The organism is Microbacterium sp. 22242 (assembly GCF_052045495.1).
GTDB lineage: Bacteria > Actinomycetota > Actinomycetes > Actinomycetales > Microbacteriaceae > Microbacterium.
In genome coordinates this window covers 57615-81030 of record NZ_JBQEOZ010000004.1, presented here as the reverse complement: position 1 = coordinate 81030, position 23416 = coordinate 57615, and the positions used below count along the sequence as shown (strand labels likewise).

19 protein-coding genes and 3 pseudogenes are annotated in these 23416 nt (G+C 69.8%); 5 read left to right on the top strand and 17 right to left on the bottom strand.

Translation table 11 applies throughout. The features are described 5' to 3' along the window. Positions 1 to 52: 52 nt before the first annotated feature. Both ACTJJZ_RS05295 and ACTJJZ_RS05290 read right to left on the bottom strand, forming a co-directional pair. The gene (locus ACTJJZ_RS05295) at positions 53 to 715 is read right to left on the bottom strand and encodes a hypothetical protein (RefSeq protein WP_440720138.1); all 663 of its coding nucleotides are present in this window, start codon (positions 713 to 715) and stop codon (positions 53 to 55) included. A gap of 197 nt (positions 716 to 912) precedes the next feature. Further along, complete coding sequence (locus tag ACTJJZ_RS05290) at positions 913 to 1911, bottom strand: TerC/Alx family metal homeostasis membrane protein (protein ID WP_440720137.1); 999 nt, start codon at positions 1909 to 1911, stop codon at positions 913 to 915. 392 nt (positions 1912 to 2303) lie between these two features. Here ACTJJZ_RS05290 and ACTJJZ_RS05285 point away from each other — a divergent pair, with 392 nt between their 5' ends. Continuing rightward, entirely contained in the window at positions 2304 to 3956 is a 1653-nt protein-coding gene (locus ACTJJZ_RS05285) for a DUF222 domain-containing protein (RefSeq protein WP_440720136.1), read from the top strand. A 372-nt stretch (positions 3957 to 4328) separates the two neighbouring features. On the opposite strand, the gene ACTJJZ_RS05280 is transcribed toward ACTJJZ_RS05285, so the two are convergent. Together ACTJJZ_RS05280 and recO are read right to left on the bottom strand one after the other, a co-directional pair. Further along, entirely contained in the window at positions 4329 to 5138 is an 810-nt protein-coding gene (locus ACTJJZ_RS05280; protein WP_440720135.1) for an isoprenyl transferase, read from the bottom strand. Beyond that, positions 5135 to 5863 carry a DNA repair protein RecO gene (gene recO, locus ACTJJZ_RS05275; RefSeq protein ID WP_440720134.1) on the bottom strand — a complete coding sequence of 243 codons (729 nt, stop codon included), beginning with the start codon at positions 5861 to 5863 and terminating at the stop codon, positions 5135 to 5137. The genes ACTJJZ_RS05280 and recO overlap by 4 nt, the downstream gene beginning before the upstream one ends. Before the next feature lie 35 nt (positions 5864 to 5898). Here recO and ACTJJZ_RS05270 point away from each other — a divergent pair, with 35 nt between their 5' ends. Further along, positions 5899 to 6585, top strand: coding sequence for a trimeric intracellular cation channel family protein (locus ACTJJZ_RS05270; protein ID WP_440720133.1), 687 nt, complete (start codon positions 5899 to 5901; stop codon positions 6583 to 6585). Positions 6586 to 6656: 71 nt separating this feature from the next. On the opposite strand, the gene leuA is transcribed toward ACTJJZ_RS05270, so the two are convergent. From leuA to ACTJJZ_RS05245, 5 genes are all read right to left on the bottom strand, one after another. Further along, on the bottom strand, positions 6657 to 8420 hold the full coding sequence (gene leuA / locus ACTJJZ_RS05265) for a 2-isopropylmalate synthase (protein ID WP_440720132.1): 1764 nt from the start codon (positions 8418 to 8420) through the stop codon (positions 6657 to 6659). A 191-nt stretch (positions 8421 to 8611) separates the two neighbouring features. Then, a complete protein-coding gene (locus ACTJJZ_RS05260) occupies positions 8612 to 9043 on the bottom strand; it encodes a hypothetical protein (protein ID WP_440720131.1) in 432 nt (143 codons plus the stop codon). Further along, positions 9040 to 9732 carry a hypothetical protein gene (locus ACTJJZ_RS05255; RefSeq protein WP_440720130.1) on the bottom strand — a complete coding sequence of 231 codons (693 nt, stop codon included), beginning with the start codon at positions 9730 to 9732 and terminating at the stop codon, positions 9040 to 9042. The genes ACTJJZ_RS05260 and ACTJJZ_RS05255 overlap by 4 nt, the downstream gene beginning before the upstream one ends. A gap of 17 nt (positions 9733 to 9749) precedes the next feature. Beyond that, complete coding sequence (locus ACTJJZ_RS05250; protein ID WP_440720129.1) at positions 9750 to 10070, bottom strand: hypothetical protein; 321 nt, start codon at positions 10068 to 10070, stop codon at positions 9750 to 9752. Positions 10071 to 10072: 2 nt separating this feature from the next. Next, positions 10073 to 10816, bottom strand: coding sequence for a hypothetical protein (locus ACTJJZ_RS05245; RefSeq protein WP_440720128.1), 744 nt, complete (start codon positions 10814 to 10816; stop codon positions 10073 to 10075). Between the two features lie 172 nt (positions 10817 to 10988). On the opposite strand from ACTJJZ_RS05245, the gene thrC reads away from it, so the two are divergent. Next, positions 10989 to 12410 carry a threonine synthase gene (gene thrC, locus ACTJJZ_RS05240; RefSeq protein ID WP_440720127.1) on the top strand — a complete coding sequence of 474 codons (1422 nt, stop codon included), beginning with the start codon at positions 10989 to 10991 and terminating at the stop codon, positions 12408 to 12410. A gap of 32 nt (positions 12411 to 12442) precedes the next feature. Further along, positions 12443 to 14233, top strand: a complete 1791-nt coding sequence (locus tag ACTJJZ_RS05235; RefSeq protein WP_440720126.1) for a DUF2207 family protein — start codon at positions 12443 to 12445, stop codon at positions 14231 to 14233. 26 nt (positions 14234 to 14259) lie between these two features. On the opposite strand, the gene ACTJJZ_RS05230 is transcribed toward ACTJJZ_RS05235, so the two are convergent. From ACTJJZ_RS05230 to ACTJJZ_RS05195, 8 genes and pseudogenes are all read right to left on the bottom strand, one after another. Then, positions 14260 to 15207 (bottom strand): NADP-dependent oxidoreductase, encoded by a 948-nt coding sequence (locus tag ACTJJZ_RS05230; protein WP_440720125.1) that lies wholly within the window; start codon positions 15205 to 15207, stop codon positions 14260 to 14262. A gap of 1 nt (position 15208) precedes the next feature. Continuing rightward, a complete protein-coding gene (gene era, locus ACTJJZ_RS05225) occupies positions 15209 to 16150 on the bottom strand; it encodes a GTPase Era (protein ID WP_440720124.1) in 942 nt (313 codons plus the stop codon). Beyond that, complete coding sequence (locus ACTJJZ_RS05220; RefSeq protein ID WP_440720123.1) at positions 16140 to 17438, bottom strand: hemolysin family protein; 1299 nt, start codon at positions 17436 to 17438, stop codon at positions 16140 to 16142. The genes era and ACTJJZ_RS05220 overlap by 11 nt, the downstream gene beginning before the upstream one ends. Next, complete coding sequence (gene ybeY / locus ACTJJZ_RS05215) at positions 17435 to 17923, bottom strand: rRNA maturation RNase YbeY (protein WP_440720122.1); 489 nt, start codon at positions 17921 to 17923, stop codon at positions 17435 to 17437. Before ybeY ends, ACTJJZ_RS05220 begins: the two co-directional genes overlap by 4 nt. Then, positions 17920 to 18318, bottom strand: a pseudogene (locus ACTJJZ_RS05210) (PhoH family protein); the annotation flags it as partial. The pseudogene ACTJJZ_RS05210 and the gene ybeY, both read right to left, overlap by 4 nt. A 276-nt stretch (positions 18319 to 18594) precedes the next feature. Continuing rightward, positions 18595 to 18921: pseudogene (locus ACTJJZ_RS05205) on the bottom strand (LAGLIDADG family homing endonuclease); the annotation flags it as partial. 465 nt (positions 18922 to 19386) lie between these two features. Beyond that, positions 19387 to 20013 (bottom strand): annotated as a pseudogene (locus ACTJJZ_RS05200) (PhoH family protein); the annotation flags it as partial. Between the two features lie 70 nt (positions 20014 to 20083). Continuing rightward, the gene (locus tag ACTJJZ_RS05195) at positions 20084 to 20431 is read right to left on the bottom strand and encodes an HIT domain-containing protein (protein ID WP_440720121.1); all 348 of its coding nucleotides are present in this window, start codon (positions 20429 to 20431) and stop codon (positions 20084 to 20086) included. A 140-nt stretch (positions 20432 to 20571) separates the two neighbouring features. Here ACTJJZ_RS05195 and ACTJJZ_RS05190 point away from each other — a divergent pair, with 140 nt between their 5' ends. Next, positions 20572 to 23406, top strand: coding sequence for a glycoside hydrolase family 43 protein (locus ACTJJZ_RS05190; protein WP_440720120.1), 2835 nt, complete (start codon positions 20572 to 20574; stop codon positions 23404 to 23406). Positions 23407 to 23416 lie beyond the last annotated feature (10 nt).

Genomic DNA, 23416 nt, shown 5'->3' with positions numbered 1-23416 from the left:
CCGGCTGTCGCGGCATCGCCCGAGGTCTCCGCGAGGCAGTCGCGCAGCACTCTTACGAGCGCCTCCCCAGGTTCGCTTCTCCGGGCTCGATCACCGGGCGCGGCATCGACTCAAGACGAGCGATCCTGCGTGCGAGCATCAAGGAGATCACGCCATAGCCGATCCACAGGAGCGCCGTCGCGATCCGACCAATCACCAGTCGCACCGAGATGTCGAGCGTCTGCGTCCCGGACACGGATCCCTGCGCCAGAAGGTTGATGGTCTCCACGATGCCGATCGCGTATAGCGGGATCCATCGCCACGGCCTCGGTACCGCGCGCTGCCGCAGAATCGCCACGGTCGCGACGATGGCGCACAGCCCGGCGACCCCACTGAGCACGAAAGTCGCCGTCAGCACTGCTTGTCCCGGCCCGTTCAGCACGCTGAGCGCCAGCAGGATCTCTGACACAAGCGGCACGGCACCGGTTCCCACGAGGCCGATACGACCCCAGACGCTGCGTCCGACCACGCTGCCACCGCTGCGCATCCCCACCGCGAAGAGGACGCACGCGGCGCAGAACAGCGAGGAGGCGACGAGAGACGCCGTGAGGGTCCGACTGACTGCGAACAGCAACCCGCCGAGACCCGCGAGGAGTATCAGCGTGCCGCCCCAGATCAGCGTCTGATTCGGGGGCATCGCGGCGTCACTCACCATCGCGTCCGTCTCGGGCTCCATGGCCAGAGGGTACCGGTATTGCGGCGCGCTTCCTACAGGGACACCGTTCCGGAATCGGTCCGCCACGGACCGCCGGACCATCCCTCGCCGACAGCGTCGTCTTGCTACTCCTTCGCGCATGCACAGGAGCGATCCCTGAGATCGTCGTGCTTCTCCGCGACGGATCCTCCTGTGGAGGTCGTTCCGCCGGATCTCGGTCACTCCGCGAGCGCGCGCTCCTGGCGCTTCTCGCGGCCCGAGGCGATCAGGCTCGCGCCGGTCGCGCCGAGCATGGCGACGACGATCACCGTCAACGACAGCCAGATCGGCACATCGGGCGCCCATTCGATCGGCTTGCCGCCGTTGAGGAACGGCACCGAGTTCTCGTGCATCGCGTGCAGCACGAGCTTGACGCCGATGAACGCGAGGATCACCGCGATGCCGTAGTGCAGGTAACGGAGCCGGTCGAGCAGGTCGCCGAGCAGGAAGTAGAGCTGGCGCAGACCCATCAGAGCGAAGATGTTCGCCGTGAAGACGAGGAAGCTGTTCTGCGTGATGCTGAAGATCGCCGGGATCGAGTCGATCGCGAACATCAGGTCGGTCACGCCGATCGTGACGAACACGATGATCATCGGCGTCCACATCCGCTTGCCGCCCACCACGGTGCGCAGCTTGGGGCCGTCGAACTCGTCGCTGACCGGGACGAGGCGACGCACCAGGCGGACCGCGAAGCCCTCCTTGGCGACCTCGTCCTCGTGCTCCTTCTCCGGCATCGCCTGACGGATCGCGGTCCAGATGAGGAAGGCGCCGAAGAGGTAGAAGACGGGCGCGAAGTTCTCGATGATCGTGACGCCGAGGAGGATGAAGATCCCCCGCAGCACGAGCGCGATGATGATGCCCACCATCAGCACTTCCTGCTGGAGCTTCCGAGGAACGGCGAACTGGGCCATGATCAGCACGAACACGAAGAGGTTGTCGATCGAGAGGCTGTACTCGAGCGCCCATCCGGTGAGGAACTCGCCCGCGTGACCCGGGCCGGCCACGGCGAGCAGGAGCCCCGCGAACCCGAGCGCCAGAGCGACGTAGAACGCCACCCAGAGCGTGGACTCCTTGGTGGAGGGGATGTGCGGACGCCAGCGCACGATCAGCAGATCGCCGAGGAGGACCAGCAGCAGGAGGGCGAGCGAGACGATTTCGAACCAGACGGGAACGTCCACGGGGGCCTTTCGGAAGGGTCGGTCGATGACCGAAAGTCTCTCCCCCGCTGGAACAGCGGCACGCGCCCGGAAGCCCGTCGGCGGGCCTCGTGATGACGATCGCGTGAAGTCGGGATACTCCCCTTCGCGGGGTCCAGCTTACCGCATCGTGCGGTTCGGAGGTTCGCGGCAGCACGGGCCGCGACCGAGAGGCGCGCCCTGACCGTGCCTTGTGCGGTGGGATCGGCACGGGTGCGCTGGTCCGCCTATTCGCGACTCGGAGAAACGCGGAAGCGAGCAGCGAAAGCGCCGGATCGTCCTCCACATCCGGTATCGGGAACGAGTTATCCCCGGTTCGGAAGATGGGCCTGATCTGGGGTTCGAATGTCGGTGGCCGCGAGCAGAATGGGGGTATGACGACGTTGGATGCGATCGCGGCGCTGATCCCGACCCTGGCAGGGCGGGTCAGCGCGGACGACGGCGCGTCCGAGGTGCAGACGGTGATCGATGCGCTGGGCGATGAGGACACGGTCACCGCGTGCCGCGAAGCGGTAGAGATCGGGCAGCTCGCAGAGCAGATCCAGCTGATCTGCGCTGGGGTGATCGCGCGCCGCTCGTCCCGGGAGGCCGGGCATTCCGGGTTGGCGCAGTCGCGCGGGCACCGGTCGGCGATGTCGCTTCTCCAGGAGCTCGGCGGGATGACCAAGGGCGAGGCGGCCCGTCAGGTGCGAGTCGGGGAGGCGTTGTTCTCTCAGGATGAGCACGATCACGGCGCGCCGTGTGCTGGCGAGGTACCAGCCGGCGGTGGGACCGTCGGCGATGAACCCGGCGGCGGTCTCGGTGGCGATGCAGAGCCGAGTGACGGCACGCCAGATGGCGATGCTGGGCCAGACGCCGGTGGCAACGGTTCCCCGTCGTCTGATCAGCCGTCGAGTGAGGATCAGGTGGCGCGCGACTGGCGGCAGGTGCTGCGCGACTCCCTGCGAGCCGGGGCGCTCACGTCGGCCCAGTTCGACGCGATCCGACGCGGTCTCGGCGACCCGCCCTCCGTGCCCGCGGATTGCACGAGAGCAGACCGCGCCGCACGAGATCAGGCTGCACGAGATCAGGCCGCACACGATGAGGCACGGGAGGCGTGGGCGCACGCGGCTGCGCACCTCGTCGAGGAGGCGGCGCGGCGGACGGTCGAAGAACTGGGCGCGTCCGCGCGCTCCATCCGCGACCTGCTGGATCCGGAAGGAGCCGAAGCCCGATTCCAGGCCCGCTACGAGAGGCGTTCGTTCCGCATCTGGGTCGACCAAGACGGAGTCCGCCACGCGTCGGCCGTGTGCGACGACGAGAGCGGCGCCTACATCGAGACGATCTTCGCCACGGCGCTGCGGCCCCGGCGGGGAGGACCCAGGTTCGTCGATGCCGACGAGAAGACGCAGGCCGCGGACCTCGTCAGCGACCGGCGGACGAATGACCAGCTGGCCTACGACCTGCTCCTCGACCTCATCCGGGCCGGTGCGCTCGCGGACGCCAAGACCGTCTTCGGCACCCGCCAGGCGGGCTTGCGTCTCGTGCAGCCCGTCGCCCCGGACGGCACGCGCACCTCCATCGCGTTCACGGAGGACGGCCTGACGACGGTGCCGGCGTCGGTCGCCGAACGTCGCGTCTGCGACGCCGGCACGCTGCTCGTCACGGTCGACGCGTGCGGAAACCCGCTCGACGTGGGCCGTGAGTCGCGCCTGTTCACCGCCCGGCAACGGATCGGCCTCGCGATTCGCGACGGCGGATGCCGCTGGACCGGGTGCGACAGACCCGCCTCGTACTGCGAAGCCCATCACATCGACGAGTGGGCCAGGGACGACGGCCGCACCGACATCGACCGTGGCATCCTTCTCTGTCGATTCCACCATATGGAACTCCACCACGGCGGCCGGCGGATCACCCGCGCCGGGAAGGCCGATTTCGTCCTGCATCACCGCGGCGGGAAGCAGACCGTCCTCGAGCGACGGCTCCCGCTGAAGTACACATGGAGCGACATCGACCCACCACCCCAACGGTTCCGGCCCGCCGCCTGAGCCCGCCTTCCGGAGGTGCCGTGAATCCGGCCGAAGAGCGCGTGTCGCGCCCGGAACGCACCGTCAGTCAGGACGTACCGCGCCTGCGCAGGGAATCCAGCGCCAGTCAGGACACGGTGCGCCCACGCCCGGAATGGACGGTCAGTCAGGACGCGGTGCGCCTGCGCCCTCGCCGTACGCGACCAGGCTGGGGTGCAGGACGCGGTGCTCCCGAGCTCGGAATCCACGGCCGGTCAGGACGGGGATACGGCCGGAATGCACCGCCGGTCAGGACATGCCGCACCCGGAACGCACCGTCAGTCAGAACGGGCTGCGCCCACGCCCGGACAGGGTCGTACCGCCAGGCCGCGGTGCAGAACGCGTGAGTGCGCCTCAGGCTTCCGCGCTCGCCTCCGGAGTGTCGACCGCCCCACCGAAGCGGCGATCCCGGGAGAGGTAGATCCCGATCGCGCGCCACAGCTCCTCGCGCGAGAAGTCCGGCCACAGCGTGTCCAGGAACACCATCTCCGCGTAGGCCGACTGCCAGAGCAGGAAGTTCGACGTGCGCTGCTCGCCCGAACTGCGCAGGAACAGGTCGACATCCGGCATGTCAGGAATGTAGAGGTGCTTGCGGATCGCCTTCTCGGAGATCGCGCCAGGCCGCATCCGTCCCGCTTTGACGTCCTCGGCGATGGCGCGCACGGCGTCGACGATCTCGACCCGGCCGCCGTAGTTGATGCACATCGTGAGCGTCAGCACGTCGTTGCCGCCGGTGAGCTGCTCGGCGATCTGGAGCTCCTTGATCACGGATCCCCACAGCCGCGGCTTGCGCCCGGCCCAGCGGATCCGCACCCCCCACTCGTTGAGCTGATCGCGGCGGCGGTGTAGCACGTCCCGGTTGTAGCCCATCAGAAAGCGCACCTCCTCAGGCGAGCGCGCCCAGTTCTCGGTGGAGAACGCGTACACGCTGAGATGCTTCACCCCGGCCTGGATCGCCCCGGCGACCACGTCGAGCAGCACCTCCTCCCCCGCTTTGTGCCCCTCGATCCGGTTCAACCCCCGACGGTTCGCCCAGCGGCCGTTGCCGTCCATGACGATCGCGACGTGCTCGGGAACCGCGGGGAACGCCGGCGGCTGCGCACCGGTCCAGTCCAGCGGCCGATAGGGCACGGCGTCCTTGTGCGTGTACGGCTTGGGGCTCACCGGGGTCCTTCCACGAGGGAGAGCGAGCGGATCCCCCGCTCGAGGTGCCACTGGGCGTAGGCGGCGATGACGCCCGAGGCGGCGGCGGTGTCCTGCACCGACGCGGCGTCCACCTCGGCCCAGTCCCCGGCGATCAGCGCGCGCAGCACCGAGAGCGCCGAGACCGGGATCCGCGGGCTGCCGACGGGGGCGCAGGCGTCGCAGACGATGCCGCCCATCTGCGGCACGAACACGGTGTGCGTCCCCGGCCTGGCGCAGCGCGCGCAGTCCGTGAACGACGGCGCCCAGCCGGACAGCGCCATCACCCGCAGCAGGTACGAGTCCAGGATGCTGCGGGCGGCGTGCTCGCCGCGGGCCAGCGCCCGCAACCCGCCCACGAGCAGCAGATACTGCTCGGGCGTCGCCTCCGAGTCGTTCAAGCGGTCCGCGGTCTCCACCATCGCGTTGGCGGCCGTGTAGCGGTCGTAGTGCAGCGCGATGTCCGCGCCGTAGGAGCCGAGCGACTCGGCCTGCTGCACGATGTCGAGCGAGCGGCCCTGGTACAGCTGCACGTCGGCGACCATGAACGGCTCCAGGCGCGAGCCGAACTTCGACGAGGTGCGGCGCACCCCCTTCGCGACCGCCCTGACCTTGCCGTGGGTGCGGGAGAGCATCGTGACGATGCGATCCGCCTCGCCGAGCTTGTGGGTGCGCAGGATCACCGCTTCGTCTCGGTACGTGGGCATTCCTCGATCATCCCACCACCGGCGACAATGGAGGCGTGACCGAACCGACCTTCACCATCCCGCTCTGGGCCGATCTGCTGGGCGTGGGCCTGGGCGGCGTGCAGGGCGCCATGTTCGCGAGCGGCTTCCAGGGGCAGCGCCGCCTCGACCTGCTCGGCGTCGCGATCATCGGGATCATGATCGGCATGGGCGGGGGCCTCATCCGCGACATCCTGATCGGACAGACACCGGCATCGCTGCAGAGCAACTGGTACCTGATCACCGCCACCGGCGCCGCGCTGGTCGGGATGCTGCTGGCCGGCGTCCTCAACCGCGTCAACACGTTCATCGTCGTCCTCGACGCGGTCGTGATCGGCATGTTCGGCGCGTTCGGCACGAGCAAGGCGATCGCCTTCGGCCTTCCCGAAGTGCCCGCGGTCTTCATCGGCGTGTGCTCGGCGGCCGGCGGCGGGATCCTCCGCGATGTGCTGATGGGCCTGCCGGTCTCGATCATGCACGTGGGATCGCTGTACGCGGTCGCCGCGGGCGCCGGTTGCGCGTTCCTCGTGATCGCGCACGGCCTGGGCCTCGGGATCGTGCCGTCGGCGGCGATCGCGATCGCCCTCACGGCGATCATCCGGGTGCTCGCCGTGATCTTCGACGTGTCCCTGCCAGAGCAGCGCCGCCTCTACCGCCGCCGCGTCGCGGCCGAGACGGGGATGATCCCGATCGTCAAGCCCTGAGCGTTCCGGCCGGAGCGGAACAGGCGAGGAGGCGGCCCCGTCGTGCGGGACCGCCTCCTCGTCGTATGCCGTCAGGCGCCGATCAGCTCCGACGGCGCGGCGGAACGCGCACGGATCGATCGGTTCACGCACGACACGATGGCCTTGAGCGACGCCGTCGAGATGTCGCCGTCGATGCCGACGCCCCACAGCCGCTGGTCGCCGACCTGCAGCTCGACATAAGCCGCGGCCTGGGCGTCGCCGCCCGTGGACAGGGTGTGCTCGACGTAGTCGTACAGCGAGATCTCGAAGCCGCGCTCGCGCAGCACCTCGAGGAACGCCGCGATCGGGCCGTTGCCCTGCGCGGACGCCTCCACCCGCTCCTCGTCATCGCGGAGCACCACGTCCAGCACGACCTCGCCGGACATGTCGCTGCGGGTGCGGGTGCCGAGCAGCTCGAACCGGCCCCACTTCGCATCGGCGGCAGACGCCGGCAGGTACTCGTCGGTGAAGATCTCCCAGATCTGCTCGCTGGTGACCTCGCCGCCCTCGGCGTCGGTCTTCGCCTGCACCACCCCGGAGAACTCGATCTGCAGCTTGCGGGGCAGGTCGAGCGCGTGATCGGTCTTCAGCAGGTAGGCGACGCCGCCCTTGCCGGACTGCGAGTTGACCCGGATGACCGCCTCGTAGGAACGGCCGAGATCCTTCGGGTCGACCGGCAGGTAAGGCACGCCCCACTCGATGTCGTCGACCGTGACGCCCTGCGCCTCGGCCTTCGCGGCCATCGCCTCGAAGCCCTTCTTGATCGCGTCCTGGTGGGAGCCGCTGAACGCGGTGAAGACCAGGTCCCCGCCCCACGGGCTGCGCTCCGGGACGGGCAGCTGGTTGCAGTACTCGACCGTGCGCTTGACCTGGTCGATGTCGCTGAAGTCGATCTGCGGGTCGATGCCCTGCGTGAACAGGTTGACGCCGAGCGTGATCAGATCGACGTTCCCGGTCCGCTCGCCGTTGCCGAACAGGCATCCCTCGATGCGGTCCGCGCCCGCCATGTAGCCGAGCTCCGCGGCGGCGACCGCGGTGCCGCGGTCGTTGTGCGGGTGCAGCGACAGGATCACGTTCTCGCGGTGCGCCAGGCGCCGGCTCATCCACTCGATCGAGTCGGCGTAGACGTTCGGCGTCGCCATCTCGACGGTCGCGGGCAGGTTGATGATCACCTTGCGGTCCGGCGTCGGCTCGAGCACCTCGATCACCGCGTTGCACACCTCGACGGCGTAGTCCAACTCGGTGCCGGTGTAGCTCTCCGGGGAGTACTCGTAGTAGACCTCGGTGTCGGGGATCCGCTTCTCGAACTCGCGGCACAGGCGCGCGCCCTCGAGCGCGATCTGCTTGACGCCCTCGCGGTCGGAGCGGAAGACGACCTCGCGCTGCAGCACGCTCGTGGAGTTGTAGAAGTGCACGATGGCCTGCTTGGCGCCCTCGATCGCCTCGTACGTGCGTTCGATGAGATGCTCACGGCACTGCGTCAGGACCTGGATCGTGACGTCGTCGGGGATCAGGCTCTCTTCGATGAGCTGACGTACGAAGTCGAAGTCGGTCTGGCTCGCGGAGGGGAAGCCGACCTCGATCTCCTTGTAGCCCATGCTGACCAGCAGCTCGAACATGACCCGCTTGCGCTCGGGCGACATCGGGTCGATGAGGGCCTGGTTGCCGTCACGCAGGTCGACCGCGCACCAGCGCGGGGCCTGAGTGATCCGGGCGGACGGCCAGGTGCGGTCGGGCAGATCGACCTGGATCTGCTCGTGGTACGGCCGGTACTTGTGCACCGGCATCGTGGAGGGACGCTGATTGTTCTTCATGAGGGTTGTGCTCTTCTCGTCGCTATCAAGTGTGGGGCGGGCCAACACGAACACCGCGACGAGTGGGGCCCTCAGATACGGGACTCGTCGCGGCAGCTAAGAAGGAGCAGACCGCCTGCGCGCATGCGGCCATGCTAGCACGGCGGCGACGTGATGTCGGGGCGGGGAGCCGGCCGGCGCCGTTCACCGGCTCAGCGGGGGGCCCTGATGTCGCGCAGGACCCCGGCCGCCATCAGGTCGACGACGACCGCGGCGAGCACGCCGAGCAGCGCGGTGCCGATCGCGGCGATCAAGGGAAGCCCCGCCGTCAGCGCGGCGAGCCCTCCCCCGACCGCGACCGCATAGATCACGAAGCGCAGCAGGATCAGCACTCCGCTGAGCGGAAGCACGTCGGGGAATCGTCGCCGGACGCTGACCGCGAAGCCGCCGACCAGCAGGGCGCACAGTCCGAGCGTCGCGAAGGTGATGCCGAGCGGCGCCAGGCCGGGGGCCGTCCGGATCATGCCGAGGACGATCGCGCCGAATCCCGCCAGCACGACGCCTGCCAGGAAGGCTCCGGTCGCCCGCGCGCGGGCGCGGCGGCGCACCCCGTCCGCAGATCCGGCGCTGAGCGGGTCGCTCACGACGCGAAGGCCGGCCAGCTCTGCACCCCGGAGGACGCCGACGCGAGCGTGGCACGGGCGCTGCTCGCCTGACTGTTCAGGATCCAGATCCCGGTTCCCAGCGCAGCGAGCGCCACGGCGATGCTGGCGACCACCGTCGCCGGGACGGCGGGCAGCCCGATGATCGTGACGCCCTCGGCCGTCGCGGCGGAGATGCCGTTGATGAGGGCGATCACGGCGACGATGACGCCGGCCCAGAAGGCCACGATCGCGATCTGCATCGTGCTCATCGCCGACGAGATGTTGTCCGCGAAGTCCTTCGCGATCGAGGTCATCGCCTCGCGCTGCCCCGGAAGGTGCTGCCGGTACTGGTCGGCGCCGAAGCCCTCCCAGACGTCGTCCGCGGCCAGGTTCGCGTCGTCGAGCGTGCGGGTGAGGTTGACCGCCGGGCCGCCCACCTTCTCCTTCCAGTCCACGGCGGCGCTGCTGAGCAGGAACGGGTTGCCCGCGTAGGCGATCTTGTCGGTGAACCAGTCCCAGAACTCGCCGAGCTTGGTCATCATCCAGTTCCAGGCGTCCATGAACTTGTCCACGACCCAGCTCAGGAAGCCGGGGACCTTGGACAGCACGCCGTTCACGAAATCGCGGAGTTCGTCGATCTTGTGCTGCACCTTGTCGAGCAGCTCGAGCACCCTGCTGATGGGATCCATGAGTCCGTCTCCTCCGCTCAGATGTCCTTGGGGGTCCACATGCCCCCGAATTCGGCGACGGCGGCGTGCTCGTTCGCCTCCAGTGAGGTGCGGATGTCGTGCAGGGCGTCCGCGGCACCCTCGGCCTTCTTCGAGCCGTCGCCGAGCAGCCCGATCACCTGGGTGCGCAGCTGCGCGTAGGTGTCGGCGACGTCACCGCCGGCGAACGAGAACGCCGCCCGGTAGACGTCGATCCCGTTCGCGGCCTTCGCAAGAGTGTCGAGCTGCGTCGCGGCGCCGTGCCACGTCGTCTCGTCCTTGCGCAGTGCGTCGAAATGGACCTTCTTGAGACCGCCCATGGTCATTCCTCCCCGTCGATGATCATCCGCGTCAGACGATCCGGATCCGTGGCCAGCGTGGCGAAGCGGCCGAGGTCTGTGCCGGCCAGCGGCTGCGCGAGGCGCGCGGGTTCGACGCGCTCGCGCGCGATGTCCAGCGCGTTCGTCACCTCGTTCGAGATAGCCGATGCACTCGCCGTGGCGAGCCAGCGCTGGTCGAACTCGAAGCGCAGCGGAGTGCCGACCCCGTTCACGATCGCCGTGGCGTGGCCGCCGAAGGTGCTCCCGACGATCTCCTCGTCGACGCGCGCGCGCACGGCGTCGAGCGCGCCGTCGACGCCGTCGGCGATCTCGCCGAGCATCTCGAACAGCCGCGTGGTGACCTGGTCGAGGTCGATCTCGCCGCGGCGCTCACGAAGCGCTTCGGCGAAGCGTCCGGTGGGCGTGTCGTCGACCGGCGGGAGCGGCCGGGTCCGCACCGTCTCCTCGTCCGGGAGCTGCTCGGCCCACTCGGCGCTCTCGGTCGTGCCGATCGAGGACACTGTCGAGATGATCGCTCCGCCCAGCTCTTCCGGACGGTATTCCGACCGCCAGCCCTCGGTCAGGGTGATCCAGATCGCGTCGGTCGCGCGCTCCCACTCGACGGAGATCGCGCCGGACTCGTCGGCGACCGTTCTCGTCTCCGCGCCCTCGGGCGTCGCGAGCCGCTGCGCCTCGCGATCGAACTCGTCGCGCAGGTCGTAGACGTAGTCGGCGTCGTCGGCCATCAGTTCTCCCCCCGGATGGTCTTGCTCCGCTCACCCTAACCCGGCTTCCCGAGCCGTGTCGAGGCGCACGGCCGCACGCCGCGGATCGGACCCGATGCGTCATCGCGGTCCCGGGCAAGCGACCGACCTGCGAGAATCGATGCACGCCGACTGACGATCCGAGGAGTTTCGCGTGCGCTACATCTCCACCCGCGGCGGCGGGGAGCCGAAGACCTACAGCGAGGCCCTGCTGGAGGGGCTGGCCACCGACGGCGGCCTGCTCGTGCCCGCGCAGCTGCCCGAGGTCGATGCGGAGACGCGGGAGCGCTGGCGCGGGCTGAGCTATCCGGAGCTGGCGACCGAGGTGCTCGGGCTCTTCGCGACCGACATCCCGCGCGAGGATCTGGCCGGGCTGTGCGCGGCCGCCTACTCCCCCGCCGTGTTCGCCGAGCCCGTGCCGCTGCGGCCGATCGGCGGCGGGATCACGCTCGTGGGGCTGTCGGAGGGGCCGACGCTCGCGTTCAAGGACATGGCGATGCAGTTCCTCGGCCAGGCGCTGGAATACGCCTTGGAGCGCACCGGCGGCGTGCTGAACATCCTCGGCGCGACCTCGGGCGACACCGGCTCCGCGGCCGAGCACGCCCTGCGCGGCAAGGACCGGATCAGCGTGTTCATGCTGTCCCCGCAGGGCCGGATGAGCCCGTTCCAGCGGGCGCAGATGTACTCCCTGCAGGACGAGAACGTGCACAACATCGCCGTCGACGGGGTGTTCGACGACTGCCAGAACCTGGTCAAGGATCTGGCCGGGGATCTCGAGTTCAAGAACTCGCAGCACCTCGGCGCGGTGAACTCCATCAACCTGGCCCGCATCACGGCGCAGGTCGTCTACTACTTCTGGGCGTGGCTGCGCGCGACCGACGCACTGCCCGCCGCCGAGAGGGACGGCTTCGAGGTCTCCTTCGCCGTGCCGTCCGGCAACTTCGGGAACATCCTCTCCGGATTCTTCGCCCGCGGCATGGGTCTGCCGATCCGCCGGTTGGTGCTCGCGGCCAACGAGAACAACGTCCTCGACGAGTTCTTCCGCACCGGCGTCTACCGCCCGCGCAGCGCCGCGCAGACCCTCGCCACCTCGAGCCCGTCGATGGACATCTCGAAGGCGTCGAACCTGGAGCGGTTCATCTTCGAGCTGGCCGGCAGGGATCCGCAGCGCGTGCGCAGCGCCTGGGACGAGCTGGCGGCGAAGGGCAGCTTCGACTTCACCGCCGATCTGCCGCGCTTCGCCGGGGAGTTCGGCATCGTGAGCGGCACCAGCACGCACGCCGACCGGCTCGCGACCATCCGCGCGGTGCACGGCGACTCGGGGACGATCATCGACCCGCACACCGCGGACGGCGTGCACGTGGCGGCCTCGTTCGTGGAGGACGGCGTGCCGATGCTGGTGCTCGAGACGGCCAAGCCGGAGAAGTTCGGCGAGACCATCACCGAGGCGCTCGGCGTCGACCTGGCGCTCTCGGACGAGCTGCAGGAGCTGCTCGCCGCGCCCCAGCGGGTCGTCGAGATCGCCAACGACGAGGCCGCGCTGCGCGAGCTGATCCAGGCGAGCGCGCTGCACTGATCGCGTGCGGCCCGGCGGATAGTCTGGCTGGCATGACGGCTCGACCGCGCGCCCGCCTGCTCGCCCTGCTCGGCGCCCTCGGCCTCGTGCTCGCGCCGCTGCTGACCGCACCCGCTGCGCACGCCGACGCGAACGATTTCTCGTACCAGTCCTGGAACAGCGCGTATCAGCTCGGCCGCGACGGCCAGGGCAGGGCCGAGCTCAGGGTCGTCGAGACGCTCGTCGCCGATTTCCCGGAGACGGATCAGAACCACGGCATCGTCCGCGGACTGCCGACCTGGTACGACGGCGCCCCGCTCGATCTGCACGTCGTCTCGATCACGGACGGTGCGGGCACGGCGCTGCCCTACGACGACGGCAGCACGGAGAACGGCGAGCGTCAGCTGAAGATCGGGGATCCCGACGTCTACCAGCACGGACCGACCACCTACCGCATCGAGTACACGATGCGCGACGTCGTGCACCGGCCCGCGGACCGGCGGATCGACGAATGGTACTGGAACCTGCTGCCGCTGAAGTCGCAGCAGCCGATCGCGCATTTCTCCGCCGTGCTGGGGTTCGACCCCGCGGTGAGCGCCGCCATGATCGGTCCGCCGTCGTGCTACGACGGCCGCACCGGGTCCACGACGCCCTGCACCTTCACCCCGGTGGCGGCCTCGTCCCGGTCTTTCGCCGTGACGATGGACGACGTCCCGGCCGGCTCGGGCGTGACCGTCGCGTTCCCGTTCACGGACGGCACCTTCGCGCAGCCGCCCGCCCGCACCCCGGACCCGATGACCGACGTGGTGCCGTTCCCCCTCGCGGGCGCCGGCGCGCTGCTCGCGATCGGCGGACCGATCCTCGGGATCGCCCTGCTGCGCCGTCGCGGCCGCCGCAGCGGTCGCGGCATCGTCGTCGCCCAGTACGACGTGCCGGCCGCGCTGCCGCCCGTGCTCGCGGCGGAGCTGGACGGCCGCAAGCCGGTGGCGAACTCGGCCGAGATCGTCCATCTCGCGATCCGGAAGGCGATCCGCATCGAGGACGGCACGAGCAAGCCCGTGCTGGAGCTGCGAAGCGGCTCCGTGACCTCCGATCCGCTCGATGCCGAGGCCCTGTCTGCGCTCTTCCCCGGCCAGCCCGTGGGCACGAAGCTCTCTCTGGAGATTCCGAACGACCAGCTCGTGACCCGCCTCAAGGCCCTGACCGCCTCCGCTCATGCCGCCGCTCTCGACCGCGGCCTGCTGGCGCGGCGCCGTGCCGGATTGGCGATCCTGCTGAGTGCGCTCGGGCTCGTCGCCGCGCTGGGCGCGGCCGCTCTCGCCCTGCCCGGCATGGCGGTCGGCCGCCCCGCGGCCATCGCCTCCTTCGTCGTGGCGCTCGTCGTGTCGGGCATCGCCCTCGTCGCGGTGCTGGTGTCGCTGCCGCGCCGGGCCGTGCTCACGCCCCAGGGCGCCGAGGCCCGCGAGTACCTGCTCGGCGTGCGCGAGTACATCCGGCTCGCGGAAGCGGACCGGATCCGCATGCTGCAGTCCTACCGCGGCGCCGAGCGGCGCCCGGACGGCAGTGCGAACGTCGTCGTGCTGTACGAGCGGCTCCTCCCCTACGCGATGCTGTTCGGCCTGGAGCGCGAATGGGGCCAGGTGCTCGCCGTGCAGTACGAGATCGATCACGTCGTGCCCGGCTGGTACCTCGGCTACACCGGGGCGAACTTCGCCGGCTCGCTCACCGGCATGAGCAGCGCACTGAGCGCGACGCCGACGCCGACCTCGTCGTCCTCCAGCGGATCCTTCGGCGGAGGGTTCTCCGGAGGCGGCGGGGGCGGCGGATCCTCCGGCGGCTGGTGACGCAGGAGCCCGCGTCACCCGCGCCGTCAGGGGATCAGCGCGAGCTTGCCGCCCGGGTGCCCCTCGGCGAGGAACTGCGTGGCTTCGACGGCCTCGGCGAGCGGATAGGTACGCGCGAGCGGCACCTGCAACCGGCCTTCGTCGGCCTGGCGCACGAGCTCGCCGCGGATGCGGTCGCGGAACGCGGCGCTTTCGGGCTGATTCCCCGCGATCGCGAGGAAACCGTGCTCGGCGGCCGGTTCGGGAGCGGCGATCGTGACGATCCGGGACCGGTCGGCGACGAGCGCGAGCGACACCGCCACCGCCTCGCCGGTGCCGACCGCATCCAGCGCCGCGTCCACGGCCCCGAGCGCCCGCACCCGATCCTCCAGTCCCTCGCCGTACGCGACCGGGATCCCGCCGAACCGGCGCACCCGGTCCGCGCTCGCCGTGTCGACCGGGTTCGCGGTGCCGACCACGCGGACACCGCGCAGTCCGGCCAGCTGGAGCACCATGACGCCGACGGCGCCCGACGCCCCGTGCAGCAGAATCGTCTCCCCCTGAGTCGCGTGCACCCGCTCCAGCATCTCCGCCGCCGTGGTTCCGGCGAGCAGCAGGTTGGCCGCCTCGGCGTGGGACAGCGGGACAGGCTTGCGGAACGCCTTCTCGGCGGGGATCGTGAGCGCGGTCGCGTAGCCGCCGCTCACCCGGAACGCCACCACCTCGTCGCCCACGGCCGCGTCGCCGGATCCGATCCGGGTGCCGGGTCCGATCGCCGTGATCTCACCGGAGATCTCATAGCCGATCGCCGCAGGCAGGGCCGTCCCGGGACGAGCCGCCGCGACGTGCTTGCGGTCGGCCGGGTTCATGCCCGCGGCGCGCACGCGGACGGTGATCTCTCCCGGCCGGGGCTCGGGCACGGACGTCTCGACGAAGCGCCAGCGCTCAGGGCCGCCCCATTCCGGTGCGACCCAGTGCCGTGCGACGCCGGTCATGTCAGAACCCCAGTCTTCCGAGCTGCTTCGGATCGCGCTGCCACTCCTTCGCGACCTTCACGTGCAGGCCGAGGAACACGCGCGTCCCCAGGAGCTCCTCGATCCCGGCACGCGCCGTCGCGCCCACCTCGCGGAGACGGGCGCCCTTGCGGCCGATGATGATCGCCTTCTGGCTGTCGCGCTCCACGACGATCGACGCGTGCACGTCGGTGAGATCGGATCCCTCACGCGGCGCGATGTCGTCGACCACCACGGCGATCGAGTGCGGCAGCTCGTCGCGCACGCCCTCGAGCGCGGCCTCGCGGATCATCTCGGCGATGCGGTCCTCGGTGGACTCGTCCGTGACGATGTCGTCCTCGTACAGCGACGGGCCCTCCGGCATGAGCGAGAGCACCTCGTCCGCGAGCACGTCCAGCTGCGCCTTGCCGGCCGCGGTGAGAGGGGTCAGCGCGGAGAGCGGGATCACGGCCGCCCAGTCCTCGCGCAGGGAGTCGACCTCCATGAGCCGCTCGGTGATCTCGTCCCGCTCGGCGATGTCGACCTTGGTCACGATCGCGACCTTCTTCGCCCGCGGGTAGCCGTCCAGCGACGCGGCGATGCGGCGGTCCCCGGGGCCGATCTTCTCGGTCGCCGGCACGCAGAAGCCGATCACGTCGACATCGCCCAGCACCTGGCCGACGAGGTCGTTCAGCCGCTCGCCGAGGAGCGTCCGAGGGCGGTGGATCCCGGGGGTGTCCACGATCACCAGCTGCCCGTCCGGACGGTTCACGATGCCGCGGATCGCCCGCCGCGTGGTCTGCGGCTTCTCGCTCGTGATCGCGATCTTCTCGCCCACCAGGGCGTTGGTGAGCGTGGACTTGCCCACGTTCGGCCTGCCCACGAACGTCACGAAACCGCTGCGGTGCCCGCTCTGGTCGGTCCCGGCGTCTCGCTCATCGCTCATCGTGCTTCTCCTTGTCCTGATCCTCCGCGTGCGGCTCCTCGGCCCGCTCGACGAAGACGTATTCGATGCCCCGGCCGCGCCCGCGCGAGGCGCCGCCGGTGAGGAGCAGCCCGCGCACGACGGCCGTCGCGCCGGGAGTGGGGATGCGGCCGAGCTCCTTGCCGAGGAGCCCGCCGATCGAGTCGACGTCGTCGTCGTCGAGCTCGACGCCGAACAGCTCGCCGACGTCCTCCAGCCCGAGTCGCCCGCTCACCCGGTAGCGCCCCGGCTCGAGCTCGACGACCTCGGCGCTGCGGCGGTCGTACTCGTCGGAGATCTCGCCGACGAGCTCCTCGATGAGGTCCTCCAGGGTGACCAGGCCGGCGATGCCGCCGTGCTCGTCGATCACGATGCACACGTGCACGGCCTCGCGCTTCATCTGCTGCAGCAGCGTCTCCGCGCGCATCGACTCGGGCACGAACACGGGCGGACGGGCGATCTGCCGCACCGTGGCGGCCCGCCAGCTGCGATCGTCGCGGTACGCGAACTGCACCAGGTCCTTCAGGTACAGCACGCCGAGCACGTCGTCGGCCTCGTCGTCGACGACCGGGATCCGGGAGATCCCGCGGTTCAGGAAGAGGTCCATCGCCTCGGACGTGGTCGCCGTCGCATCCACGGTGACCATGTCGGTGCGCGGCACCATGACGGCCCGCACGAACTGGTCGGTGAAGTCGAACACCGAGTGGATGAGCTCGCGGTCGTCCGCCTCGATGAGATCGTGCGAGGCGGCCTCGTCGACCATGCTCAGCAGCTGCTCCTCAGACGCGAAGCTGCTCCGCCCGGCGCCCGGCGTGACCCTGCTGCCGAACACGGCGAGGGCCTGCGCGATCGGGCCGAGGATCACCCGCACCGCGCGGATCGTCGGTGCGCACACCCGCAGCATCGCGGTCGCGTGCAGGCGGCCGAAGGAGCGCGGGCTCGCGCCGACCAGCACGAACGTCGTGCCGGTCATGATCACGGCCGCGGCGAGCATCGCCCACCAGAGCTGGTCGCCGAACAGCAGCAGAAGGGCGACCGTGACGAGCACGGCGGCCGTGGTCTCCGCGAGCACGCGGATGAACGCGACCGCGTTCGCGTGCGGCTCCGGATCCGCCGCGATCCGCGCGAGCGCGGCGGCGTTGCGGCCCTCGGCCCCCATCTCCGCCAGGTCGGCACGCGAGGTGACCGAGAGCGCGGCGTCGATCGCGGCCATGAGGCCGCCGAAGCCGACGAGGAGGACCGCGGCGGCGAGCAGGAGGACTGAGGTCATCGACCCTCTTCGTGACGCGGGGACCGCCCCGACGCGCGCTCCTCGGCGGCGAAGCCGGTGATCAGCTCGCGCTGCAGGCCGAACATCTCGCGCTCGTCGTCCGGCTCGGCGTGGTCGAAGCCCAGCAGGTGCAGCAGTCCGTGCGTGGTGAGCAGCACCAGCTCGTCCATGAGGGTGTGCTCGGCGGCGGCGGCCTGCGTCTCCGCGACCTGCGGGCACAGCACGATGTCGCCGAGCAGTCCGGGCGGCGTGGGCCGGTCCAGCGTGCCGGGCCGCAGCTCGTCCATCGGGAAGCTCAGCACGTCGGTCGGCCCTGGCTCGTCCATCCACTGCACGTGCAGCGCCTCCATGGCGCCCTCGTCGACCAGGACGATGGCCACATCGGCGTCCGCGCTGACGTTCAGCTGCGCGAGGTTCCGCTCGGTGAGACGCAGCAGCACCGTCTCGTCGATGCCGATCGCGGACTCGTTGTTGATCTCGATCACTTCAGGCCTCGTTTCGGCATGCGGTCGCGAGGACCGGGTCTCAGCTGCGCGCGCCGCTCCGCGCGGTTCGCGAACTCCGTCGCCTGCTCGCGCTCGACGCGCACGGCCGTGCGCTGCTCGTCGTACTCGGTGTACGCGTCCACGATCCGCCCGACCAGCGAGTGCCGCACCACGTCGTCGCTGGTGAGCCGGGAGAAGTGGATGTCGTCGATGTCCTTGAGCACGCGCGTGACGACCCGCAGGCCCGACGCGCCCTGCGGCAGGTCGATCTGGGTGATGTCGCCGGTGACCACCATGCGCGTGCCGAACCCGAGGCGGGTGAGGAACATCTTCATCTGCTCCGGCGTGGTGTTCTGCGCCTCGTCGAGCACGACGAAGGAGTCGTTCAGGGTGTTGTGGGTGACCAGGAAGTCGTCCGTGACGTATAGCGAGTCCTCCGCGGCGACCTGGATGCAGACGGTGTCAGCTTCGCCCTCGGGTGTGATCTCGTGGACGTAGCGCTGCGGGCGTCCGACCTTGGTGGCCACATAGAGGTCGCGTTTGCGCGTCAGTCGGAACGGCACGATTCCCTCTGGAAGACGAATGTCCATCACGAACGCATCGTGCTGGTAGCCGACCGGACGCCCATTCGCATGTCCGGGAGCGCGTCCCGCTGCGAGTCGTGTCCGAACGTACGCGACTCCGCCGAGGGAACGGACGAGTTGCATCACATCATCACGCAGCCGTGGCGAAATCGTCGTGTACTGGACACGACACGTGCGGCCGCGCTGCATCACGGGGCCACCATCCGTGTCGAGCAGTCCCTGCAGCATCGCAAGCCTGACATCGACGGAGTTGCGGAGGTACTGCTGCGGGATGAACTTCGTCAACGATGTGGTGCCGTCGAGCTCGAGTTCCCTGATGACAGCCGTCACGGGGTTGGCGACGATGACTCCGCCGCGTCCGCCTCCGGCACGCCGGAGCACATAGTCGTACCCGTCCTTGTGCGTCACTTCCATACCGGGGAGGCTCTGCTGCAGGCGTTCGACCAACTCAGCGTCGGCCGTGGAGAAACTGGGGGTCGTCTTGCACGTGATGGACCCGTCCCCCAGCAGGAGTCCGAGCGCATACGGATCCATGGGGACAGGTTGTTCGATCATCTGCACCGGCTGCGCCACGGGCAGCTCGAACCGGTGGAAGTGATTCTGCCGGAGCCGACCGATCATCTCGCTGGTCTGAAGCACCCGAGACTTGCCACGGCGCTTGTCATCGCGGGTCGTCACCGTCCACAGATGTTCTCCGCAACAGAGCGTGGACGCTCCGTCCTGAGAGCTGACGCGATAGACGGGTTTGCGTCCCTGGGGAAAGACTCCGAGCACCGGCGTCGGCTGGCCGTTCGATCCGACGACGAGGTCGCCGACGTGGAGAGAGCCGATCGGCACGAAACCCGACGGCGTCAGTACCTGAGCGTCGAGCGGCTGAGCCCGGCCGCGCATGTACGCCAGCGGGGCGACCTCGATCGTGCCGCTCGCCATCAGCCGGGGCACGATCTCCGGGTCCATCATCTCGTTGAGCGCGTCGTAGAGCGGGCGCAGGTACGGGTCGATCTTGTCCGTGAGTGTGCCGGGCAGGAAGCCGAGCCGCTCCCCCGCCTCGACCGCCGGACGGGTCAGGATGATCCGCTCGACCTCTTTGCGCTGCAGTGCCTGCACGGCCTTCGCCATCGCGAGGTACGTCTTGCCGGTGCCGGCGGGGCCGATCCCGAACACGATCGTGTTCTGGTCGATGGCGTCGACGTACTCCTTCTGACCGAGGGTCTTCGGGCGGATCACGCGCCCGCGCGTGGACAGGATCGCCTCGCCGAGCACCTCGCTCGGGCGCAGGCCGTCCCGCTCCAGCATGCGTGCCGACTGCGCCACGTCGCTGGGCGCGAGCGCGTGCCCGGAGCGGGTCAGCTCGATCAGCTCGTCGACGAGGGCCCGCGCCGCGCGGACCGCATGACGGGTGCCGGTCAGCGTGACCTCGTTGCCGCGCACCAGCACGTCGACGTCGGGGTGCTCCTTCTCGAGCATGCGCAGGAGCCTGTCCTGGGGTCCGAGGAGCTGCACCATCGCCACGCCGTCCACTTCGATGCGCGTGGAGTTCAGGGCCTGGGAGGGTTCTGCGCCCTCGGCCGAATCGTCAGAAGCCAACGAGCTTGTTCTCCTCGAGGTTGCCGAGCACGTGGGCGTGCACGTGGAAGACGGACTGCGCGACGCTCGCGCCGTTGTTGAAGATCAGGCGGTATTCGCCGTTCGCGTGCTCATCTGCGATCCGCTTGGCGGCGGCGACGAGATCGGCGAGCAGGCCGGGGTCTCCGGCGGCCAGCTCGGTGACGTCGCGGTACCGGTCGTCCTTGGGGATGACGAGGACGTGCAGCGGCGCCTGCGGGTTGATGTCGCGGATCGCGAAGATCCGGTCGGTCTCCAGCAGGATCTCAGCGGGGATCTCGCCCTGCAGGATGCGCGTGAAGATCGAGGGTTCGCTCATGCCGCCCAGTCTATCGGCGGGATGGCGCGCGGAGCCGTCCCGCCCGTCGGAACGGACTCTTGCGTCGGCCGCACCGCTGCTGATTCAATGTGTGTTGACGTTAACAGTGTTGACGTCAACATGACACGAAGGAGTGGCGAATGAAGAGGACCGCAGCAGCGGCGCTGGTCGCGTGCACGGCCATGGCTCTGGCCCTGTGCAGCGCGGGGACGGCTCAGGGTGCCGTGCCCACGGGCGACCCGACCACCTACACGGGATATCCGGCGATCCAGGATCCCGGTTCCAGCGCCGCCGGCTACTTCCAGCCCTACTGGTTCGACGACAAGGGCGCGCACATCCAGGCGCACGGCGGCCAGGTCGTCACGGCGAAGGAGCTCGGGGTCACGGCCGACGGCGTCACCAGCGGCGAGGAGTCGGGGCGCACCGTCTACTACTGGTACGGCGAGGACCGGACCAACGGGTACTACGGGAGCCCGGGGGTACACGCCTACAAGTCGTACGACACCCTCAACTGGACCGATGAGGGCGTGGTGCTGCGCAGCGTCTCCAGCGCCGCCGAGCTCACCTCGCCGTACTTCGACGCGCTCTACGACACTGTCGACGACGCCGGCAAGCCGCGCGCGGACCGGATCGCGCAGCTGGACTACCACCTCGACACCGCGGACGCGGCGACCTACACGGCCGTGTTCGAACGGCCCAAGGCGCTGTACAACAAGAGCACCGGCAAGTGGGTGCTGTGGTGGCACTCGGACGGACAGACCAGCGCGGGCGGCAGCATGTACGCGCGCTCGATGGCGGGCGTCGCCGTGTCGGACAGCCCGACCGGACCGTTCACGATGGTCGGGGTCTACCGGATGCCGAACCGCACGAACTACAAGGACTGCATCTCGGCCGCCGTCCCCGGCCAAGCCCGCGACATGACCGTCTTCCAGGACGCCGACGGCACCGCCTACATCTCCTACTCCTCCGAGGAGAACCGCTCGCTCTACGTCGCGAAGCTCGACCCCTCGTACACGAACGTCACGCACACCACCGACACCGATCAGCTGAATGCCGGCCAGTACTCGGCGGACGGCCGCTATCCGTACATCTTCGCCGACGGATCCGCCGCGGCGCCGGTGCGCGGGCAGGACTTCCAGATCGTGAAGGAGTGCGGCATGCTCGAGGCGCCCGCGCTCTTCGCGCACGGCGGCAAGTACTACGCCGTGGCCTCCGGTGCGACCGGCTGGGGCCCGAACCCGCAGACGTACTACACCGCTGACAGCGTGATGGGTCCCTGGATCCGCGGAGTCGACGCGAAGGATCCGTACGAGAACGTCGCGTACAACTCGATCCCCGAGGGCGGAGACGGCCTGCTGTCGGTCGGCGACACCCGGCGCACGACGTTCGGCTCGCAGACCGCGAGCGTGCTCGATCTCGGCGGCGGCCGCTATGTCTACTTCGGCGACCGCTGGGATTCCGGTGCGGCGGACTCCACGTACGTCGTGCTGCCGATCACGTTCGGCGAGAACGGACGCGCGGAGATGCGCAATCCCGCCGTCGAGGATCCGGCCCGATGGGCGCACGGCTGGGACGCGAGCTACTGGGACGACAAGGGCCTCGGCACCGGCATCTGGTCCGTCGGCGACACCGGCCTTCCGACCACTGTCGAGCCGGGCGAGGACTTCGGGGCGAAGCTGCCGGCGACCGTCCCCGTCACCTCCGCAGGCGTGACCGCCCAGGTGGGCGTGACCTGGAGCGCGACCTCCTTCGCCGACCGCGGACCGCAGACGATCACCGGCACACTGGCCGCCGACGCGCAGTTCACCGCCGGCCGCACCTTCACGCGCACCGTCACGGTCGCCACTCCCGGAATCGTGAACCTCGCGCCGCAGGCGGCCGTCGCCGCCTCGAGCCGCAACGATCTGGCGCCGACCGTGGTCGACGGGAACGTGAAGGGCAAGGGCTGGGACGACTGGGTCGGCGGCGGCGTCTACCCGCGGTCGAGCTGGCTGTCCTTCTCCTGGCCGCTCGCGGAGAAGGTCGATGAGGTCGACGTGCACACCTACAAGGACGGGTCCACCGCGACCTGGCCGTCGAGCATCACCGCCGAGTACATCGACGCGTCGGGCGCGTGGGCGTCCGCGGACGTGGGCGTGACGCTCGCGCAGGATGCATCGGCGGCGGCTCCGGTCGCGAAGCTCGACCTGTCCGGGCTGCCGGAGACCAACGGGATCCGGCTGCAGCTGAAGACCGCGACCAACACCTGGCAGTCGATCTCGGAGGTGCAGATCTGGGGCGCCGACGGCGTGACCGACCTGTGCTCCGCCGCGGGGACGACCGTGTCGGCGAGCTTCTCCCAGACCGAATGGGCGACCATGCCGGCGCAGAACGCCTGCGACCGCAACGCCGCGACGTCGTGGTCCACGTGGACCGGCGGAACGCCGAAGGACTCCGCGACGTTCACGGTCGAGCCGGCGTCCGCGCAGATCGTGGACAGGGTCGGCTTCACGAACATCGAGGGGAAGATCGCAGGCGTGAGCGTCGAGTTCCGCGATGCGCAGGGCACCTGGCACGCGACGACGGCGCAGAACGCGGTGCCGCACGCGAACGGACTGCCGACGACCGTCGGCTTCACGCCGGTCCTCGCCTCGGCGGTGCGCGTCACGTTCGCGACGCCCGGCTCGTACCTGAAGATCCCGGTGCTGGCGGTCGGCGTGGCGAAGAGCACTCTCGTCCCGTCGGTCGCGGTGCACTGCTCTACGAGCCAGATCGTGTTCAAGGCCGCCGTGCAGAACGCCGCCGCCACGCCGCAGGACGTCGAGATCGCGACGCCGTTCGGGACGAAGACCACGTACGGCGTGGCGCCCGACGCGGAGGCGACGACGACCATCGCCTTCCCGACGCACGCCGCGTCGATCGAGGCCGGCGAGACCGCGTTCTCGGCCGGCGGCACCACGGTGCAGGTCGGCTACCCCGCCACCGCCTGCCAGTGATGCCGGGGCG

What these genes read in the sequence shown, in the direction of transcription:
- ACTJJZ_RS05295 (WP_440720138.1), bottom strand. Translation starts at nt 715, where the DNA reads ATGGAGCCCGAGACGGACGCGATGGTGAGTGACGCCGCGATGCCCCCG.
- ACTJJZ_RS05285 (WP_440720136.1), top strand. Translation starts at nt 2,304, where the DNA reads ATGACGACGTTGGATGCGATCGCGGCGCTGATCCCGACCCTGGCAGGG.
- recO (WP_440720134.1), bottom strand. Translation starts at nt 5,863, where the DNA reads ATGCCCACGTACCGAGACGAAGCGGTGATCCTGCGCACCCACAAGCTC.
- leuA (WP_440720132.1), bottom strand. Translation starts at nt 8,420, where the DNA reads ATGAAGAACAATCAGCGTCCCTCCACGATGCCGGTGCACAAGTACCGG.
- ACTJJZ_RS05255 (WP_440720130.1), bottom strand. Translation starts at nt 9,732, where the DNA reads ATGGATCCCATCAGCAGGGTGCTCGAGCTGCTCGACAAGGTGCAGCAC.
- ACTJJZ_RS05250 (WP_440720129.1), bottom strand. Translation starts at nt 10,070, where the DNA reads ATGGGCGGTCTCAAGAAGGTCCATTTCGACGCACTGCGCAAGGACGAG.
- ACTJJZ_RS05245 (WP_440720128.1), bottom strand. Translation starts at nt 10,816, where the DNA reads ATGGCCGACGACGCCGACTACGTCTACGACCTGCGCGACGAGTTCGAT.
- ACTJJZ_RS05235 (WP_440720126.1), top strand. Translation starts at nt 12,443, where the DNA reads ATGACGGCTCGACCGCGCGCCCGCCTGCTCGCCCTGCTCGGCGCCCTC.
- ACTJJZ_RS05230 (WP_440720125.1), bottom strand. Translation starts at nt 15,207, where the DNA reads ATGACCGGCGTCGCACGGCACTGGGTCGCACCGGAATGGGGCGGCCCT.
- era (WP_440720124.1), bottom strand. Translation starts at nt 16,150, where the DNA reads ATGAGCGATGAGCGAGACGCCGGGACCGACCAGAGCGGGCACCGCAGC.
- ACTJJZ_RS05220 (WP_440720123.1), bottom strand. Translation starts at nt 17,438, where the DNA reads ATGACCTCAGTCCTCCTGCTCGCCGCCGCGGTCCTCCTCGTCGGCTTC.
- ACTJJZ_RS05195 (WP_440720121.1), bottom strand. Translation starts at nt 20,431, where the DNA reads ATGAGCGAACCCTCGATCTTCACGCGCATCCTGCAGGGCGAGATCCCC.
- ACTJJZ_RS05190 (WP_440720120.1), top strand. Translation starts at nt 20,572, where the DNA reads ATGAAGAGGACCGCAGCAGCGGCGCTGGTCGCGTGCACGGCCATGGCT.